We start from the raw sequence: 17,325 nt of genomic DNA, 5'->3' as shown, positions 1-17,325 counted from the left end.
TGTAATCAAGTGTTAATTTTTAAAACGTAATAATTACGATTTAAATACATATGAGATGGGGAGAGGGAAAGATGAGGAAACTATTATTTAGTTTGCTGTTCCTAAGTCTATTTTTAGCAGCATGCCAAGGATCGAATGACCAGGTTAATGGAACAGAGGAAACAGAAGCAGAGGTACATGAAGAAGAGGAACATCAACATGATGAAGAAACGAATCAACAAAATGCACCTGAAACTGTAAAAATAGAAGGCCTTGGTGATCATTATCATACTGGTGATGAAATTAAGTTAACGGCTGTCCAGGATGGAGAAACGGAATATGATCACTGGCACTGGTATAGCAGAGAATCAGCTGATGCTGAATGGGAAAGTATTGAAGGACAGGAATCAGATGTATTTACGGCTGAAGCAGAGATTAATGGATTAGAAGTTAAAGCCGTTTTGCTAGATGATGACCATAATCCAAGCGCACAATCAGCTCCTGTAACAATCGTAATTGATGATCATCACGGAAACGATGAAGCGAGCAAACAAATCTATAATGGTTATTTTGAAGATGAGCAAGTAAAGGATCGCCCATTGTCAGATTGGGAAGGTGATTGGCAGTCTGTATATCCATATCTTGAATCTGGAGATTTAGATGTTGTTTTTGAACATAAAGCTGAACATGGAGATATGACGGCAGAGGAATACAAAGAGTATTACACAACAGGATATGTAACCGATGTTGACACCATCACGATTGAAGATAACGTCGTCACTTTTTATGAGAATGGTCAAGAGAATTCTGGAACATATGAGTCAGACGGCTATGAAATTCTTCAGTATGAAAAAGGGAACAGAGGAGTACGATTTATCTTTAAATTAACAGATGGCGCCGAAAATATGCCTCAATTTATCCAATTTAGCGATCATAATATATTCCCGGTTGAATCCCATCATTACCATTTATATTGGGGAGATGACCGTGCAGAGCTATTAGAGGAAATGGATCATTGGCCAACCTACTATCCTTCCGACTTGGATGCTGACGGTCTAGTGCGTGACATGTTAGCACATTAATTTTATAAGATAAAAGAGAGTACACCATAGAAATTTGTTGAAATAAGGAGAATTCTAGACATTAAATCGTAATTATTACGTTTTTATGCAGTTGGAGGGAAAGAGGAAATGAAAAAATGGTTTGGTTTGGTGCTAGTCATGTCTACTATTTTATATGGCTGTCAAAATTCAGATGAAAACAGTGAAGAAAATACGGAGGGTAAGTTATCTGTTGTCACTTCCTTTTATCCGATGTATGAATTTGCCCGTCAAGTAGCAGGAGATCGAGCAGATGTCTCTCTAATGGTATCTGCCGGTGAAGATGCACATCATTATGAGCCAAGTGCTAAAGATGTTGCAAGGGTAAATGAAGCAGATGTCTTTGTCTATAGCAGTGAAGAGATGGAACATTGGGCTGAAAGCTTAATAGAGACGACTGAGAATGATAAATTAGTTGTTGCGCGTACAGCTGATGGTGTTGAATCAGCCCATAGCCATGAACATAGTGGTGGTGAGGAACAAGAACCTGTAAACATTGAAATTCAAGGTGCTGCTGAACATTACCATACTGGTGATATGATCAAATTAAGTGCAGTAACAGATAATGGTGCAGAGTTTGAACATTGGCACTGGTATACGAGAAAAAGTGCTGATGAGGAGTGGGTAGCAATACCAAATGAATTCTCCTCTGAGCTTGAATATTTAGCATCCATTGACAATTTCGAAGTACGCGCTGTCTTATTTGATGATAATCATAGAGAGCTTGCAGAGTCTGAGCCTGTAAAAATTGTCATTGATAACCATGGTGAAACACCTGCTCACGGTGAAGAAGAAGGCCATGAGCATAGCGATGAAGAGCAAGGTCATAATCATGATCATAGTGATGAGGCGGGGCAAGAACATAGTCATGAGCATGGTGATGAAGCTGGGCATGATCACAGTCATGGTGAAGACGAGGAAACAAATCACGATCATGAACATGAAAGTGCAGAAGGTGCACAGTCAGTAGAGATCATTGGATTAGCAGACCACTATCATACGGGTGATGTTGTAACCCTTGTTGCCCAACTGCAAGCTGAGACGGACTATCAGCATTGGCATTGGTACACACGCTCAGGAGAAAATGAGGAATGGGAAGCTATTTCTGGCCAGGAAACCGATCATTTTGAATATAAAAATACAGGAGAAAGCTTTGACGTAAAAGCAGTCCTGCTTGATGATGATCATAATACGTATGCCGAATCAGAAACAGTTTCCGTTTTAATCGACGATCATGAAAATAAGGATCCCCATATTTGGCTCGATCCTGTTTTAGCACAAGAGCAAGTGAAAATCATCCGTGATGCACTTATCGAAGCAGATCCAGATGGAAAAGAAGTCTATGAAAAAAATACAGATGCTTTTAATAATGAATTGCAGGAATTGCATGAGGACTACGAAGGTGCTTTAGAAGATGCAAAAAAACGTGTGTTTGTCGTACAGCATCAAGCTTTTGGCTACTTAGCAGACCGATATGATTTAGAACAGATTGCCATTGGCGGCTTATCAACAGAAGTGGAACCAAGTCCTTCCCGTATAGCAGAGATTGGAGACTTAGTAAAAGAACATAAAGTGCCAATCATCTACTATCAGCAGGGTGCCAACTCAAGCATTGCTGAAACAGTTGCAGCCGAAACAGGAACAGAGACAGCTACATTATTTGATTTAGAAGTACTGTCAAAAGAATTGGAAGAAAATGATTTAGGATATATTGAAGCAATGCGGGAAAACCTGGAATCTTTGCAGCTGAGTGTTCAGTAATTGAGCAGGGTGGCGTGGATTCTGGCTAACGCTTGAAGGCCAGTGGATTCCGGGGTATGGGTAGTTAACCGAGGATTTAAACGCTCGAAGTCAGGTGAAAGTCGTAAGATGGGTAGTTAACCGAGGATTTAAACGCCCGAAGTCGGGTGAAAGTCGTAAGATGGGTAGTTAACCAGGAATTTAAACGCCCGAAGTAACATGAAAACCGAAAGTTGGGTAGTTAATAACAGCCGAACCCTAGTAACTCCCCAAAGTCGGGGAGTTACACCACTACCCTAATTTGTCATATTCCTCCTCAGTCAAAATATAAATATACTAGAATCCCATAAAAGAAAGGTCGCATGATTGTGCATTATATTGAAGTAGAAAACCTCGCCTTTCATTATAAAGAAGAACCTGTATTAGAGAATATCTCTTTTGTGGTAGGTCCAAAAGATTTTGTGATGCTGACGGGAGAAAACGGTGCAGCGAAGACGACGCTTTTACGAAATATTTTGGGTCTATTAAAACCATCAAAAGGAAGGGTTCAGCTTTCAAAGAAAAATCAATACGGTGAGAAGCTGGTAGTTGGTTATGTATCACAGCAGATTGCCTCTTTTAATGCTGGTTTTCCGAGTACCGTTCTGGAACTGGTTCAATCCGGACGGTATCAAAGAGGCAAATGGTTTAAACGACTCGATCAAGCAGACAAAGAGCATGTTCGCCGTTCTTTAGAATCTGTTGGAATGTGGGACATGCGCCATAAAAAGATAGGGGAATTGTCAGGCGGGCAAAAGCAGCGGATTTCTATTGCGCGTGTGTTCGCAACTGACCCTGATCTATTTATTCTGGATGAACCCACTACGGGTATGGATGTTCATTCCCGAGAAGAATTTTATCAATTATTAAGACACAATTGCCTAGAGCATGGCAAGGGGATTCTAATGGTTACACATGATCATGAAGAAATTCGCCATTACGCTAATAAGCATATTGAGTTATTGCGGAAGGAGGGCTCGCCTTGGAGATGTTTCTCTATGGATTCATGCAAAGAGCTTTCCAAGCTTCCATCCTAATTTCTCTCATTGCCCCCATATTAGGGTTGTTTTTGATTCTCCGCAGACAATCGCTTATGGCGGACACTCTATCACATATCTCTTTAGCGGGTGTGGCACTTGGTCTGTTAATGGGTGTGAATCCTACATGGACCAATATTTTAGTAGTGGCTGTTATTGCTATTTTATTAGAATTTTTACGGCAAATGTACCGGACCTATTCAGAAATTTCAGTTGCGATATTAATGTCTGCTGGAATGGCTCTGGCATTGGTCTTAATGGGGTTAAACGATGGTGGAGCAACACTGAGCATGACACAGTTTTTATTTGGTTCCATCGTGACCATTAGTGAACAGCAAATCTGGATGTTAATCGCCTTAACAGCTATTATTGGTGTCCTTTATTTTATTTTTCGAAAGCCTATGTACATTCTTACGTTTGACGAGGAAACAGCTTTTACTGCTGGTTTGCCTATTAAACTGATGTCCATATTGTTTAATGTGCTAACAGGAGTTACGATCGCGATTATCATGCCGATCGTCGGAGCTTTGCTGGTCTCGGCCATCATCATTTTGCCCGCGGCCATCTCACTGCGGCTAAGCAAAAGCTTCATGGGGGTCATTTTTTTAGGAATGGTTATCGCCCTTGCCGGCATGCTGAGCGGATTGGTCGCTTCCTATGAATTAGGTACCCCGCCTGGTGCTTCCATTACCTTAATTTTAATGATCATCTTTGCTGCAACGACATTGTTCAAATATATACTGCGCCAGGTAAGATTAGGCCGTATGAAAAGGGCATAAATTATCATGTGAATGAATCTGCACTTTGTGCAGATTTTTTTCATTGCAGAAATAAAGGGTGCCTGACCCTCACTGCGTTAAAGCTTTAGCATGTTGAGGGTCAGGCACCGTTAATTTTTATACTTCACATTAGAAGCAAGAATTGCAATCGTTAAAGACAAAAAGAATATGACTATATAATTTATTGCAATAGGAACTAATTGTCTATCAAAAATGATCCCTATTAATCCTAATATCGAAAAAATAAAAAGCAATAAGGATAGTATTCGAACAAGTGACATCAATTAGAACTCCTTTCTCATAATGACTAAAAGACCAAATAATAGTTTACCTAGGATGTATTATTATTTGGAAAATGTTACATAATTCAATTTTATCACTGGTCAGGATATTTTGAAAGTATGGTACTTTGGTGCCTGACCCTCACTGCGTTAAAGCTTTAGCATGTTGAGGGTCAGGCACCGTTAATTCGCTTATTTCCTCCATTTTAACCTCTTTTTACACATTAACCGGAATTTCTCCGCTTATGAATAGGAATCTAGAGTTGTTAGGCGCCGTTTATCAAAAGCAAAAGGTAAAATATGCATGATTGTAGAATATGTGAATGGTCACGGATAAGATATTCTTTAAAATGTTTAAATGAAACCGCCATTTTGAAGATGTTGCGAAACCGAACTTTCTTAATAGATTTAAGATATATTGTAATAAGGTCATTGTTGAGAATAATAAAAATCACTTGCACTTATGAATGAAATAACTAGTGAAAATGTTATGCTGAAATTATGAAACTTGTACAAAAGGGCTGTTTTTATGGAACCAAGTTTAAAAAAGAAGAAACCATCTTTTCTTTACGCATTAGGTTTATTTCTCGTAATATTTATAGTTGCCTTTCTTGTATTGTTTGTGTTTGGTGAATGAATTAAAATTTCAGAAATAGGAACCCGTTCAGTGGAAGGGTTCCTATTTTAATGTTAGATGTACAGGAAGATTTAAGGGTTAAAAATACCAACGGCACTCTTTAACTGTAACCCTGGCTATAACGAGGATAATTCGCCTTCTGTCACCCATTTATGATAGGTAACTGCTTCTTCCGTTTCAGTGTCAATATAATCAACCATATATACTGTAGTGTGCTCAGCAGAATCAATAACCGCTGCTGCTCCATTCATCCCATCCATATGATCAGCCTTTAAAACCACTTCATCTCCAGGCTGAAAGGGTGCGGAACCCTCATTTTCAATCTCTTCATGTACTACCCATTTATGATCTTTCACTAATTCACCGTCGGTTGTTGAGGTATACGTTACAGAATAAACTGTTGTATCAAAGGCACCGGATATTTCCGCTTCAGCACCGTTCATTCCAGCCATGTGCTGTGCGTTGATAATCGCCTTGCTGCCAACAGGATAGGCTGGTTTTTTTGCTTCTGTCAAACCTTCTGGTACTTCACTAGAACCAGAATGATTCATTCCTTCATGATCAGAATGAGCATCTGACTCTTCATCTGTCACTGCATCCATCTCTTCATGTGAATGAGAGCCGCTGCCGTTATTTTCATCTGAGACATTCTCATCACTTCCGCCGCAAGCTGATAAGCCGAACACTGTTAGTAAGGTCAGTATTCCTATCAATACATATTTGTTCAACTGAATTCCTCCATTCAAACATTTTAGTTAGCTAAAAGCTATTTTATTTATAATACCCCCATGAGGTATGAATGTCAAAAGGCTTTATAACCACTGGTTTGTTTAATAAGAAGACTAACTGGTCTCTCAAAAAATGAGAACATGACAGGGGCGGTTAAGAACTACCTGAAAAAATAAAGCTCTCGAATAGTCATGGTTCGCACAATGAGAGAAGGAATTTGAATAATTTTAAGAGAAACATTAAATGACTATATTCAGAATTGATCAGTTAAAATAGGTGCTCTTCAAAATTTAATAAAAGAGAGGTAATGAAATGGAGTATCGAATAGAACATTTGGATTTTCATATAAAATTGATCGGCAGAGGAACGCAGGTTCAAACAAGCACAGCGTTTCAAGCAATTCCAGCGATTTGGAATACGGCAACAAAGGATGGCTTTGTACAGAAATTGGTGAATCTGTCGTGGGAAAAACCTAAATGTAAGCTGGAAGGTCTGTTGGGGGTTTGTGGAAAAGAGGCTGTCATTCTAGATGATGAGTTTTCATACTTTATGGGTGTAAGATACGATGGTGAAGTGCCAAGTGATATGGAATCCCTAATTATTTCTCATCGAACTTGGGCAGTTTTTCCTGACATAACCACTGCATGGAAGGGATTATATACAGAATGGGCTCCAAGCTCTGGCTACGAACTGGCTAATGTGCCTTGCATTGAGTGTTATTATCCGCCAGAACGTCAACCTAGTAATGAGCTTTGGGTGCCTGTTATAGATAAATAATATACAGCAGCTAAGTTAAATTCCAGCTGATGAAGTGAAAATTTTTAGATATTAAAAACAGCGGAGCATAAATGAAAAAACTGGGAGTTCAGTAAGTGCTAGAAACTTTGTAAAGTATTCTACAGTTTTATTCTATAAAAATATGTTGAATTTTGATGGGAGGAAAGCTTATGAGCAAGTATGGATTAGCTGCTGTAAAAGCCGTTGAATTTATAAATGAAAGTGTTGTAGATTCTCCAAAAGCAGCTTGGGATAGGGCAACATCAGAATTATTTGGTCATGGTTCTTGGGGGCAAAAGAAAGGGTGTCCTAAAAACGCTTTCCTAGGGTTATGTGAGGAAGGATTTATTGAGGCCATTCCTCAGGGGAACTATAACTTTAAGAAGACATCAAAGAATAAAGAATATGCAAATAGAGCAGTAAATATAATCAGAGAAAACAAAAGTATGATCGATGATCGACGTAACCTTTGGAAAGAAGTCACAAACGATAATAAAAAATCTCATAATGGTCAATTAGATGTTGTGATAGCGTTAATTGAAAAGAAATACATTAGAATATAGATAGAGAGAATGTTCCCCCTAACTCATCATCTTCTGAAAAGCTTCTTGAACATAAAGGAGAAGAAGTAGCATATGTCTTGCAGGGGAAAAGTAAAGTGTACCTAAACGATCAGGAGTATATTTTAGACACCGGAGATAGTGTCAAAATCCCAGCATATATGAAGCATAAATGGGAAAATCAGTTCAGCGAGCATGCTTCGATTCTTTTTTCTGTCACTCCGCCAGCGTTTTAAGTTATTCGAAACAGTAGAAAAAAGGGTTTGGTAATTAAGTATTTAACACGACCATAGAACTGAATGATTAGGAAGTGTCGCTTTCTAATCATCCGGTTTTTTATTAATTATCTTTTAATACATGAGTGAAATGGAGCGGAGGACCCTCGACTCCTGTGGGCAATAGAGGAAAGGGTGAGACCCCGCAGAAGCTTTTGCTTCGAGGAGGCTCAGTTTCCTCCCCACGGAAAGCGAGGGTCCGCAGCGCAATGGAACGGGCTTGTTTCAATAACCAAACCATGACATTGAAATTAGTATTTTAGTATTGTACTAGCATTTTAAATCCCTGTCTTAACACCAAACCCAACTAAAATGATGCCTGTTGATTTTTGGAATGCTTTTTGGAATTTAGAATTATTCAGCCATTTTTTGGCGTAATCAATCACATAGACAAGGGTTAAAAACCATAAAACAGCAAGTAAGGTAAGAATAGATGCTAACAGAATTAATTGCTGATTAATGTGTCCGTTTAAATCAATAAATTGAGGCATAATTGTTATATAAACCAGTACGGTTTTTGGATTGAGTACATTACTCAGTAATGCTTGCATAAAGGATTCTTTATTGTGGGTCTTTGAAGAATTCACAGGTGAATTGGCTTGTTCTTTCATTTCCTCTAGAGAAAACACACTTTTAGCAAAGAAGCTTCTGATTCCCAAATAAATTAAATAAGCAGCTCCCAAATACTTGATTGTATTAAAGAGAATAACAGACTGTGCAATGACAACAGATAATCCAAGAATAGCGATAAGCGTCCAGAAAGAAAGTCCTGTGACCATTCCTAGAACCGTATATCTTCCAGCTTTAGTGCCGTAGCTTAGTGTGTTTTTTACCAAAAGCATCGTATCTGCACCAGGAATAATGACCATCATGGCAGCAATCGATATGTATGTAAGCAAACTATCCATCATGTATTCCCTCCTTTTTAAATAGTGACTACCAAAGTAACTACTTAATGAGTATAGCAGAAGGATTTGGAAATGATCAATACGTTTTGATAAAATATTAGTTACTATAGTAGCGACTAATACTGAGGGTGAATAAATGATGAAAGAAGTTATTTATGAAACATTAAAAAATCTCCATTTTACGGAATATGAAGCGAAAGCCTATCTAACCTTATTGGAGGAATCTCCATTAACAGGATATGCCGTAGCGAAAAACTCTGGTGTACCTCGGTCGAGAATTTATGAGGTTCTGGACAGTCTCGCTTTACGCGGAGATATTTTGGTGAGTCCTGGCAGCACGCCGCAATATACGCCTGTTCCTGCTAAGGAGTTAATTAAAAATCGCCGCAGGGAAGCGGAGGAGAATTTTGAATTGGCCGAAAAATCATTAGCTGAGTTTGAGCGTTCTGCTAATGACAGGGAAAATATCTGGAATATCACAGGAAGCAGTGAAATCCTCGATAAGGTCAAAGATTGTATATGCTCTGCCAAAAAGAGAATTCTTTTAGAGGTGTGGGATGAGGAGTATGCAGCGTTGGAGCCTGAACTAAGGCAGGCAGCCAAACTGGGTGTAGATATAACCATCATCTCTTATGGTGAAATCACGTCTGATTTTGCTCATGTGTACCTTCACTATATGGGTGAGGAGATTGCTGAAGAGTATGGCGGGCGATGGATCGTTATTAGTTCAGATGATACCGAAGTCGTAGCAGGAATTGTTTCATTGGGAAAAGATAGCCGTGCAGCATGGACAAGACACGTCGGTTTAGTGATGCCAATTACAGAGGTTATCATTCATGATTTGTATCTCATGGAAATAATGGAGAAGCACAGAGGTCTATTAGAAGAAAGCTTTGGAGATAACCTTATCCATTTACGCCACAAGTTTTCCATGCATCCAGACTTTAAAAAACATTATATAAAATAATGATTGAACGATATTGGATTAGGTCTGCCCCAATTAAATCGTGCTAAGCTGCCTCATTCGGCAGCTTTTTTATTTTATAACAGGGGAGGTTACTTCCTAAGTCACATAGAATTTAAATATAAGGAAATGGAAAAGGTGGTTTGAATTTACATGATTGATGTGACACAATGCCCTCAATGCAATAATAATGTGAAGCACGGATATATTTTTTCGTCTCGCCGAATTAGCTGGTCCGATTCACCGGAATCCATTTTTGCTGATGATGATCATGAAGCATTAAGTAAAGATACATTTTTTAAAATGAAAAAAATCCCCGCTATTAGATGTGAAGATTGCAGGGTAGTACTGTTTAAACATGAGTAAGTACAGTAGATAAATATAAAAAGCAATATAGGTAGGGGGGAAAGTTATGATGAATTTTTTTTATTCTTCTTATTCCTTTTTTTAGTGTTTTTTGCACTTGAAAGAGGACTGGTTAAAGTATTCGGAATTAAGAGGAAAAGCCTTTCTGAAAGTGCCGGGAAAAAGATTGATCAATGGGGACGTGGCATTATTTTGGTGGCCTTTCTAAGTGTACTTCTGTTTGTGCTTGAGGTGGATTTTGATATTAGATGGTTTCTGATTTATTACTTAATTATCTCTTTCGGTTTTCAAATGGTCATAGAGTGGGTGTATTTAAAAAAGAATAAGCAATATATTATCACTTTTACATTTCTATTGTTAACTGTACCTATTATCTATCATATTGAGTTCTTAATTTAGCCGGGAGATGATCAGAGATGGAAACCAACACCGTTAGAACAAAAATCTATTTTTATCTTGCCCTATACCTTTTGATTTCAGGAATAATCGCATGGACTCCATATCTAATCTTTAACATACAAGAGCCTTTCGGGATGTTAACTTTTATCCTTAACTCACTAGGATTTTATTTTGGCTTCCTAGCCCATAACAGATTTTTGGCTTTAAGCAATTTGGCGATGTTTTTTAGTTTTATTCCGGTGGCTATTTATTTGTATTTGACTAAGGGTTATATCCCTATGTGAGTTACTTAATGTGTAAAACCTTAAAACAATAAGAAGGTGAGAATGATCACAATACAATTTTTATAGGAGGATGGACAACCTGCTAGTAAACAATGAAACTGATTTATTTAATGATGTAATTACTCATGTGAAAGATAGTGCAGAAACTCTTGGTTCGAGCGGCGGTGCTCTTTATATTATCCATAACAGCAAAGTCGCGGCAGAGTCTTATTTTGGGAAACAGTCGAATGCAGCTAATGCCCTAGAAGTGGATGCAGAGACTCAATTCCACATTGCCTCTGTAAGAAAATCCTATATCGGCTTTGCTGCGGCTTACGCTGTATACAAGGGCTGCTTTTCCATTGATGATCCTATTCAGCGTTTTTTTGAACATGCTCATGTACCCGCATATAATGGAGTTTCGGTTCGACATCTTTTAACCCACACGCATGGATTAAGGAAAGCTGAAGGACAGATGATCAGTGAATATAAACCGGGTGAATCATGGGCATATAGAGGTCCAAGCATTGAGCTGTTGACTGAGATTATTAAAAAAACAACAGGAAAATCTGTTGCCCAAATTATTAAAGAGCAGATCATTGAGCCACTGGGCTTTCAATCAACAGAATGGGTTAAAATGAGTCAGCCACATTCAAGGATTGCGGAAACGATCCGGGATCAGGGCAACCCATTTTGGACTGTAACAGATAGTACAGATGGTTCTGGAATGAATATGTATGTGTCTGCAAAAGAGCTTGCTTTATGGGGATATCTTCATTTAACCGAAGGGAAATGGAAGGAAAAACAGCTTATTCCTAAAGAAATTATGCAAATGGCAACAACCATACAGACTCCGAACAGGAGCCTACCTATTCATAAAAACGGATTTCTATGGTTTATAAAGGATACCAATGATGCAACAAACCAAATAGGTGATTCTTTGCCAAAAGGTTCCTACCAATTCCTCGGCTATACAAACGTAGCTTTGCTCGTTATTCCAGAGGAAAAGCTTGTCGCAGTAAGAATGTTGAATCGTTATGGTTCATCAGAAGGATACGATTATCTTAGTGACATCCGCTCTTTTGGAGATACTGTGTATAAATCAACTAAATATTCCGAGGTGAAATACGTTGAAAGAATGGACAAAGACCATTGAAATAGATGCACCAATCGATTATGTATGGAACTTTTTAGACGGGCCGGTTGAGAACATGCAGAGGATTATTCCGGGAGTCCTCGAGAATAAACCCGTTAAAGTGACAGAAGAAAAGGTAGGAAGTATTTATCGCCAAAAATATAAAGAAGGCAAAAGAATAGAAGAATACGATATTGAAACTTTAGAATACCTCAATACTCCCGACGAGAAAAACCTGAAAGTTGGTTTCACGTTAGCAAAAATGTTCGAAATTACCGCAAAGTATGAATTAAGAAAAATCAACGATCAGAAAACTCAGTTTACATACACTACCAGAAATAAGCCGCTAAAAGCGTTCCTCAAACTATTTTTATTTTTTGCAGGCGATCGAGTTGTAGTGAAGTTTTGTGAGAAGGTGAAAAAAGAGGCAGAGGCTGACTATCAAACTACGTCTGCTTTAAGGTGAAAAGGCAATCTGACAAAGAATTTTATGAGTGTAAGAGAGATTTTGTGTGAGTTACATAATCTCTTTTTTTATGCAGGTGTTATTGTTTGAAGACATACCCTGCTTAATCAAAATGCGTATTAGACTTGTTTCTGCGGTGCTCTTTGTTTGACAGTTAAATAACAGCACTGTATTATTGACGTATCAATAGTTGATATATCAAACATTGATGTATCAATTATATAGAAAGGAGTTCTTTCTGTGAATGCTTGTTCTGTCCGATTGCAGATTTTCCTGCAGCTGCAGGCTGTGAATAAGGAGCTCTGTTCAAAGTTCGAGTCTTGCTTAGGAGCGAGTCCATCTCGCATAGAGATTCTTCATTATTTGCTGCAGCATGAGGAAGTGACTCAATCCGCGCTGCAAGGCGAAGTAAATATAGATGCTGCCGCTGTTACCCGACACTTGAAGCAGCTTGAGGCTGCAGGTACGATTATACGCTACAAAAAAGCAAATGATCAGCGAGCTACATGGGTAAAGCTGGAGGAAGAAGCGAAGAGACACATACAGCAATCTTTTCACGAAAAGAGTCAATTTGTAGATGAAACTCTTGCCGGCTTTTCAGAAGCTGAGCTAGAACAATTTCTGCAGATGCTGAGTAAAGTGAGTGAAAATGTGTCCCGTGTTACAAAGAAACAACTTGGAGGAGAAAATCATGAGCCAAATATCTAAATATAATAAAGAAGCTTTTTTGGAGATCATGCAGGATCGCCGTTCCATCCGCACATATGATGAAAATGTAAAAATCAGTAAAGAAGAGATGTCTGAGATTCTCGCAGCAGCTACGAAGGCGCCATCTTCGGTTAACCTGCAGCCTTGGCGTTTTGTTGTGATTGAAAGTCCTGAAGCAAAAGCAAAGCTTGCTCCGCTTGCCAAATTTAATCAGCAGCAAGTGAAAACTTCTTCTGCTGTCATAGCTGTTTTTGCTGATTTGAATAATCTTGACTACCTGGAGGAAATTTACGGAAAGGCAGTCGAGCTTGGGTTAATGCCTCAAGATGTAAAGGATAAGCAAGTACCTTCCATTCGTGGTCTGCTTTCTGGAATTTCTCAGCAGGCGAATAAGGAAACCATCTTAATTGATAGTGGTTTAGTATCCATGGGAATCATGCTGACTGCAAAGGCATTTGGATATGACACATGTCCGATTGGCGGATATGAGAAGGATCAAATTGCAGAAGCATTTGATTTAGATAAAGACCGGTATGTTCCAGTCATGCTGCTTTCGATCGGAAAAGCGGCAGATGCAGGCTACCAATCCTACCGCATGCCGGTTGAACAAGTTGCGGAATGGAAATAAGGAGGAAAAAACAATGATTATTATTCATGCTAGAATGACAGTGAAAGAAGAGAAAAGGGAAGAATTCCTTCAAGAAGTAGAAGCAGTTTTGGAAGGAAGCCGTGCAGAAGAGGGCAATGAATACTACGACCTATTCCAGGATCCAAAAGATGCTAGCAGCTTTATCATGGTGGAAAACTGGAAAGACATGGAGGCTGTTCAAAACCATAATACCAGCAACCATTTCCAAAAATTCAGCACAGCTGCTAAAGAATTACTGGCTGCTCCACTTGCAGTAAATGTTTATCAAGGCGAGAAATTAAATTAATTGTTGGTGCCTGGCCCTCAGTGCGTTAATGCGATGAGGGTCAGGCACCGTTTATATAACGATATTATATAGAACTAAACTTGCAAGAAAATAAAGGATATAAATACCAATTGAAGTGAAAATTCCACCTGAGCTTGCTCCGCCTTTTTTACTAATTTCATTCAATTCATCATCTTCGCTATAATTTAACTTGGAAATATGAGTTATTGTCTTTTCGGCTTTATTTTTATACATTTTATTACCAAGAAATCCATAGATAAAACTTACAATCAGACCTATAATAGCGCCAAGTAAATCAATGGTATCTTCATCAGCAGTTAAGTAAAATATAAAATCAGTTATTAGATATAGTGCAACTATGGCAAAAATCTGACCGAACATTTTTCTGTATCCCAGCCAAGGAACGGTAAAGAAAAAAGCTACCCAATTCCATGAATATTCCTTCTGCCATTTACCTTTATAATAATCTTCATATCGATCATGCCCAACAAACGCTTTCAGTTTTTCATTCATAAGAAATTCTCCCTTTTTGCTCATAAATAATTTTATGTATTTTATATAGAGTAAAGAAATATAAGTCATTTAAATTCGTTCATTATATTTTAACATACAATACAAAACATTCAGATACATTACAAAAGCAGCAACGGAATATGCAAAAGATTTGAATATTGAGCCTGTAGACGTGGTTGAAGCAGGTTATCATGTTTAGGAAATACAGAACAGGAAATAAAGCAGATGATTCCTGGGTATACGTGAGGTAAGGGCCTTCCTAGGGTAGGAAGGCCCTTTTTATGTGCAACTTCTGCTCTTACAATCGTGCTCTCATTCTCAACAACATCTGTGCAACAACAGCCAAAACAGGCAATTCAATTAATGGCCCGATAATAAGGGCAAGAGCAATTAACGGCTGGTCAGGAAAAGCCGTCAGAACAATGGCCAGTGCGACAGGTGAATTTCTCGCGATCATTGTCATGCTCAAGCTTACGGTATCTTCATAATTGTATCGAAATACTCTTCCTGCTGTTTGCGCTGCGATAAAATTGATGATGTAAAAAAGTGCAAGCGGAATGAGCATAAGCCAGATAACATCGATATTTTTTAATAGGTAAGCTCCTTGTGATGCAAACATGGCTACAATCGCTAGACATAAGAACAGGATTTGTGTAGAAGCAAAGAAAGGGATGATTTTTTTCTCTAATTTTTCTTTCTTCTTTCTAAAGAAATAACGCGTGATGCTTGCCAGGCCAAACGGAACTAGTAAGACTAATACGACACTTTCAAGAAGTGACTGAAATTCAACAGCTTCCATTGTTCCTGCAAAAATGAATAAATAGAGAGGCAGCAATACAACCTGCAGGATTAGATTAACAGGCAGGACAGAGGTTGATAGTGACAAATTTCCTTTGGCAATGGAAGTGAATATTAAATACCAATCTGTACATGGCGTTACTAATAAGAGGATAAAACCTAGCCATAGAGCAGGATGGTCTGATAAAAAAGTCGCCCCTAATCCCCAAGCCAATAAAGGATTCCATACAAAGTTTAAAATCACATCCGTACTGAGAAACTTAATATTTTTAAAAGCGTTCTTTAGCCCTTTTAATGGAATCGTTAAAAAGAGTCCAAATAACATAAACAGCAGAAAAGGCAGGATGAAGAATTCAGCATGTTGTTCAAAAATTGAGAACTGGCCTAATATCAGTCCTAGACCAACAGCAAGTAAAATGATAAGTGTTTGAAATTTTTCTATGTAAGTCATTTTTATTTCCCCTTTAACAGAATAAGGGCAGGTAATTACGAAGCACTGCTGTCTACAATGTACACCAATAAAATGTTGATTGCATTAAGAATAGCCTGTAATAGAAGAATTAAGAGAAAACGGATGAAGAAGAAAAGCAAACATCCCTAAAAAATTAACAAGTATAACTTATCTGATCTAGTAAAAAAATAACCTTAGGGACGTGAGGTTGCGGATGTGGTTCTTACTGCTAACTGTTATTATATTTAACCTAATATTTTTACAAATGCCCAAGAAGTTAACATTTATCGAAATATTCTCTATACACGGTAAGATATGAGTTTAAAAGGCTCTTTCGTAACGGATGCAACTCTAAAGGGAATGATTTTATGTATATTTTAAGTAATATATTATATATTGTCGCAGCGTATAAATGGGGAGATTGGAAAAATTGGAATCAATATTACCCAACCATTCTCTTTTTTATTATTGGAGATTTTTTGTACAATTTTCTCCTCTATGAAAAATCAATGTGGCTGTTTCATGACGTTTTTTTGCCGAATCATACCCTCATTACAATCTGCACGATGGTCTTGTCTTATACCGCAACCGTCTTAATATACGTAGGAAGACAGCCAGAAGGTAAAATGAAACGATCATTATGGTTTTTACTCTGGGTTGGAGTCTATTTAATTATTGAATACGTTAACAGTATCTTTGGCTTTATTACATACCATAATGGCTGGAACTTCTGGTGGTCTGCAATGTTTACTCTTATCATTTTTGTAATCCTGCCTTTACACCACAAGAGACCTTTGTTAGCCTGGTTTTTCTCAATCATTATTATTGTAGCGCTGTTAAGTATTTTTGATGTGAAGGTTAGCGAATGGAAATAATATGGCAGTAATAAAAACAGATGATAATCCATTAAGGAGCTTTTTTTTCACTAATAGAAAGAACACCTTGAAAACGATGTATAATCAAACTGTCATGTGGGATATTCTAAGAGTAAAAGGATTCTATTATGATTGGACTAATAGCTGCAGTTATCTCATTTAACTTTATAGCTTTTAAAACAAATAAAAGACTAACACTTAATCAAATTGTCCATATTTGGACATTTACCATTGCGTTTCAACAGGCATTTGACATCATGGTTGAATTTAAATACCATGGCTACTGGTATTTTGACAAGGCTATTGATTGGAAAGGCCTTATTCCTCATACGATTCTAATTCCTCCGGTTAATATGATGTTTCTTAATTGGTACCCTTTACGAAAAAAAATGAGTAAACAAATCGTTTATATCCTTTTATGGAGCATAGGTATATTGGTTTATGAGGCAATTACCTTACTTCCGGAACCTTGGGGATACTTTAACTACGGCTGGTGGACCTTATGGCATGCGGCTGTAATTGACCCTATCCTTTTCTTGATCCTGCTGCAATACTATAAGTGGATAACCAAATTGGAAGGGCGGCTGTCATGAAAGCAGCGATTCGTATAC

At 38.0% G+C, this 17,325-nt stretch carries 19 protein-coding genes and 2 pseudogenes; 17 read left to right on the top strand and 4 right to left on the bottom strand.

Annotated elements, in window-relative coordinates; translation table 11 throughout:
* The first annotated feature begins 71 nt into the window (after positions 1–71).
* The 4 genes from B7E07_RS18070 (at position 72) to B7E07_RS18055 (ending at position 4,674) form a co-directional block, all read left to right on the top strand.
* Positions 72–1,061, top strand: coding sequence for a metal-binding protein ZinT (locus B7E07_RS18070; protein ID WP_080848252.1), 990 nt, complete (start codon positions 72–74; stop codon positions 1,059–1,061).
* 108 nt (positions 1,062–1,169) lie between these two features.
* On the top strand, positions 1,170–2,840 hold the full coding sequence (locus B7E07_RS18065; protein ID WP_080848251.1) for a metal ABC transporter solute-binding protein, Zn/Mn family: 1,671 nt from the start codon (positions 1,170–1,172) through the stop codon (positions 2,838–2,840).
* A gap of 341 nt (positions 2,841–3,181) precedes the next feature.
* Positions 3,182–3,895: a metal ABC transporter ATP-binding protein gene (locus tag B7E07_RS18060; RefSeq protein WP_373886059.1), complete on the top strand. Its 714-nt coding sequence runs from the start codon at positions 3,182–3,184 to the stop codon at positions 3,893–3,895.
* On the top strand, positions 3,841–4,674 hold the full coding sequence (locus B7E07_RS18055) for a metal ABC transporter permease (RefSeq protein ID WP_080848250.1): 834 nt from the start codon (positions 3,841–3,843) through the stop codon (positions 4,672–4,674). The genes B7E07_RS18060 and B7E07_RS18055 overlap by 55 nt, the downstream gene beginning before the upstream one ends.
* A gap of 1,034 nt (positions 4,675–5,708) precedes the next feature.
* Here B7E07_RS18055 and B7E07_RS18050 read toward each other — a convergent pair.
* On the bottom strand, positions 5,709–6,326 hold the full coding sequence (locus B7E07_RS18050; protein WP_257391554.1) for a YdhK family protein: 618 nt from the start codon (positions 6,324–6,326) through the stop codon (positions 5,709–5,711).
* A 292-nt stretch (positions 6,327–6,618) separates the two neighbouring features.
* Here B7E07_RS18050 and B7E07_RS18045 point away from each other — a divergent pair.
* The 3 genes and pseudogenes from B7E07_RS18045 to B7E07_RS18035 all read left to right on the top strand — a co-directional run.
* A pseudogene (locus B7E07_RS18045) lies at positions 6,619–7,098 on the top strand (GyrI-like domain-containing protein); the annotation flags it as partial.
* A 170-nt stretch (positions 7,099–7,268) separates the two neighbouring features.
* Positions 7,269–7,661: a DUF6979 family protein gene (locus B7E07_RS18040; protein ID WP_080848248.1), complete on the top strand. Its 393-nt coding sequence runs from the start codon at positions 7,269–7,271 to the stop codon at positions 7,659–7,661.
* Between the two features lie 11 nt (positions 7,662–7,672).
* Positions 7,673–7,894, top strand: a pseudogene (locus B7E07_RS18035) (cupin domain-containing protein); the annotation flags it as partial.
* Positions 7,895–8,211: 317 nt separating this feature from the next.
* Here B7E07_RS18035 and B7E07_RS18030 read toward each other — a convergent pair.
* Complete coding sequence (locus tag B7E07_RS18030) at positions 8,212–8,841, bottom strand: homoserine/threonine efflux transporter (protein ID WP_066451714.1); 630 nt, start codon at positions 8,839–8,841, stop codon at positions 8,212–8,214.
* A 139-nt stretch (positions 8,842–8,980) separates the two neighbouring features.
* Between B7E07_RS18030 and B7E07_RS18025 the strand changes: the two genes are divergently transcribed.
* The 8 genes from B7E07_RS18025 (at position 8,981) to B7E07_RS17985 (ending at position 14,077) form a co-directional block, all read left to right on the top strand.
* Positions 8,981–9,808 (top strand): TrmB family transcriptional regulator, encoded by an 828-nt coding sequence (locus B7E07_RS18025; protein WP_080848246.1) that lies wholly within the window; start codon positions 8,981–8,983, stop codon positions 9,806–9,808.
* Between the two features lie 150 nt (positions 9,809–9,958).
* Entirely contained in the window at positions 9,959–10,171 is a 213-nt protein-coding gene (locus tag B7E07_RS24525; RefSeq protein WP_080848245.1) for a PF20097 family protein, read from the top strand.
* Positions 10,172–10,255: 84 nt separating this feature from the next.
* Complete coding sequence (locus B7E07_RS18015) at positions 10,256–10,570, top strand: DUF4181 domain-containing protein (RefSeq protein ID WP_257391492.1); 315 nt, start codon at positions 10,256–10,258, stop codon at positions 10,568–10,570.
* A 354-nt stretch (positions 10,571–10,924) separates the two neighbouring features.
* Entirely contained in the window at positions 10,925–11,989 is a 1,065-nt protein-coding gene (locus tag B7E07_RS18005) for a serine hydrolase domain-containing protein (protein WP_080848242.1), read from the top strand.
* Positions 11,964–12,434 (top strand): SRPBCC family protein, encoded by a 471-nt coding sequence (locus tag B7E07_RS18000; protein WP_080848241.1) that lies wholly within the window; start codon positions 11,964–11,966, stop codon positions 12,432–12,434. The genes B7E07_RS18005 and B7E07_RS18000 overlap by 26 nt, the downstream gene beginning before the upstream one ends.
* A 240-nt stretch (positions 12,435–12,674) precedes the next feature.
* Complete coding sequence (locus tag B7E07_RS17995; protein WP_080848240.1) at positions 12,675–13,142, top strand: MarR family winged helix-turn-helix transcriptional regulator; 468 nt, start codon at positions 12,675–12,677, stop codon at positions 13,140–13,142.
* Positions 13,126–13,770, top strand: a complete 645-nt coding sequence (locus B7E07_RS17990; protein WP_080848239.1) for a nitroreductase family protein — start codon at positions 13,126–13,128, stop codon at positions 13,768–13,770. Before B7E07_RS17995 ends, B7E07_RS17990 begins: the two co-directional genes overlap by 17 nt.
* A 13-nt stretch (positions 13,771–13,783) precedes the next feature.
* A complete protein-coding gene (locus tag B7E07_RS17985; protein ID WP_080848238.1) occupies positions 13,784–14,077 on the top strand; it encodes a putative quinol monooxygenase in 294 nt (97 codons plus the stop codon).
* 51 nt (positions 14,078–14,128) lie between these two features.
* Here the strand turns inward: B7E07_RS17985 and B7E07_RS17980 are convergent, their stop codons facing one another.
* The gene (locus B7E07_RS17980) at positions 14,129–14,590 is read right to left on the bottom strand and encodes a DUF2628 domain-containing protein (protein ID WP_176215242.1); all 462 of its coding nucleotides are present in this window, start codon (positions 14,588–14,590) and stop codon (positions 14,129–14,131) included.
* 298 nt (positions 14,591–14,888) lie between these two features.
* Positions 14,889–15,839 (bottom strand): arsenic resistance protein, encoded by a 951-nt coding sequence (locus B7E07_RS17975; protein ID WP_080848236.1) that lies wholly within the window; start codon positions 15,837–15,839, stop codon positions 14,889–14,891.
* A gap of 368 nt (positions 15,840–16,207) precedes the next feature.
* Here B7E07_RS17975 and B7E07_RS17970 point away from each other — a divergent pair, with 368 nt between their 5' ends.
* Positions 16,208–16,714 carry a CBO0543 family protein gene (locus B7E07_RS17970; protein WP_080848235.1) on the top strand — a complete coding sequence of 169 codons (507 nt, stop codon included), beginning with the start codon at positions 16,208–16,210 and terminating at the stop codon, positions 16,712–16,714.
* A 128-nt stretch (positions 16,715–16,842) separates the two neighbouring features.
* On the top strand, positions 16,843–17,307 hold the full coding sequence (locus B7E07_RS17965; RefSeq protein ID WP_080848234.1) for a hypothetical protein: 465 nt from the start codon (positions 16,843–16,845) through the stop codon (positions 17,305–17,307).
* The last annotated feature ends 18 nt before the right edge of the window (positions 17,308–17,325 follow it).

The organism is Cytobacillus gottheilii (assembly GCF_900166665.1).
GTDB lineage: Bacteria > Bacillota > Bacilli > Bacillales > Cytobacillaceae > Cytobacillus > Cytobacillus gottheilii_A.
This window is presented reverse-complemented; position numbering and strand designations above follow the sequence as displayed.

Excerpts from the sequence above, each read along its gene's own strand:
- B7E07_RS18070 (WP_080848252.1), top strand. The coding sequence starts at position 72 with ATGAGGAAACTATTATTTAGTTTGCTGTTCCTAAGTCTATTTTTAGCA.
- B7E07_RS18065 (WP_080848251.1), top strand. The coding sequence starts at position 1,170 with ATGAAAAAATGGTTTGGTTTGGTGCTAGTCATGTCTACTATTTTATAT.
- B7E07_RS18060 (WP_373886059.1), top strand. The coding sequence starts at position 3,182 with ATGATTGTGCATTATATTGAAGTAGAAAACCTCGCCTTTCATTATAAA.
- B7E07_RS18040 (WP_080848248.1), top strand. The coding sequence starts at position 7,269 with ATGAGCAAGTATGGATTAGCTGCTGTAAAAGCCGTTGAATTTATAAAT.
- B7E07_RS18030 (WP_066451714.1), bottom strand. The coding sequence starts at position 8,841 with ATGGATAGTTTGCTTACATACATATCGATTGCTGCCATGATGGTCATT.
- B7E07_RS18025 (WP_080848246.1), top strand. The coding sequence starts at position 8,981 with ATGAAAGAAGTTATTTATGAAACATTAAAAAATCTCCATTTTACGGAA.
- B7E07_RS24525 (WP_080848245.1), top strand. The coding sequence starts at position 9,959 with ATGATTGATGTGACACAATGCCCTCAATGCAATAATAATGTGAAGCAC.
- B7E07_RS18005 (WP_080848242.1), top strand. The coding sequence starts at position 10,925 with ATGGACAACCTGCTAGTAAACAATGAAACTGATTTATTTAATGATGTA.
- B7E07_RS17990 (WP_080848239.1), top strand. The coding sequence starts at position 13,126 with ATGAGCCAAATATCTAAATATAATAAAGAAGCTTTTTTGGAGATCATG.
- B7E07_RS17985 (WP_080848238.1), top strand. The coding sequence starts at position 13,784 with ATGATTATTATTCATGCTAGAATGACAGTGAAAGAAGAGAAAAGGGAA.
- B7E07_RS17980 (WP_176215242.1), bottom strand. The coding sequence starts at position 14,590 with ATGAATGAAAAACTGAAAGCGTTTGTTGGGCATGATCGATATGAAGAT.
- B7E07_RS17975 (WP_080848236.1), bottom strand. The coding sequence starts at position 15,839 with ATGACTTACATAGAAAAATTTCAAACACTTATCATTTTACTTGCTGTT.
- B7E07_RS17970 (WP_080848235.1), top strand. The coding sequence starts at position 16,208 with ATGTATATTTTAAGTAATATATTATATATTGTCGCAGCGTATAAATGG.
- B7E07_RS17965 (WP_080848234.1), top strand. The coding sequence starts at position 16,843 with ATGATTGGACTAATAGCTGCAGTTATCTCATTTAACTTTATAGCTTTT.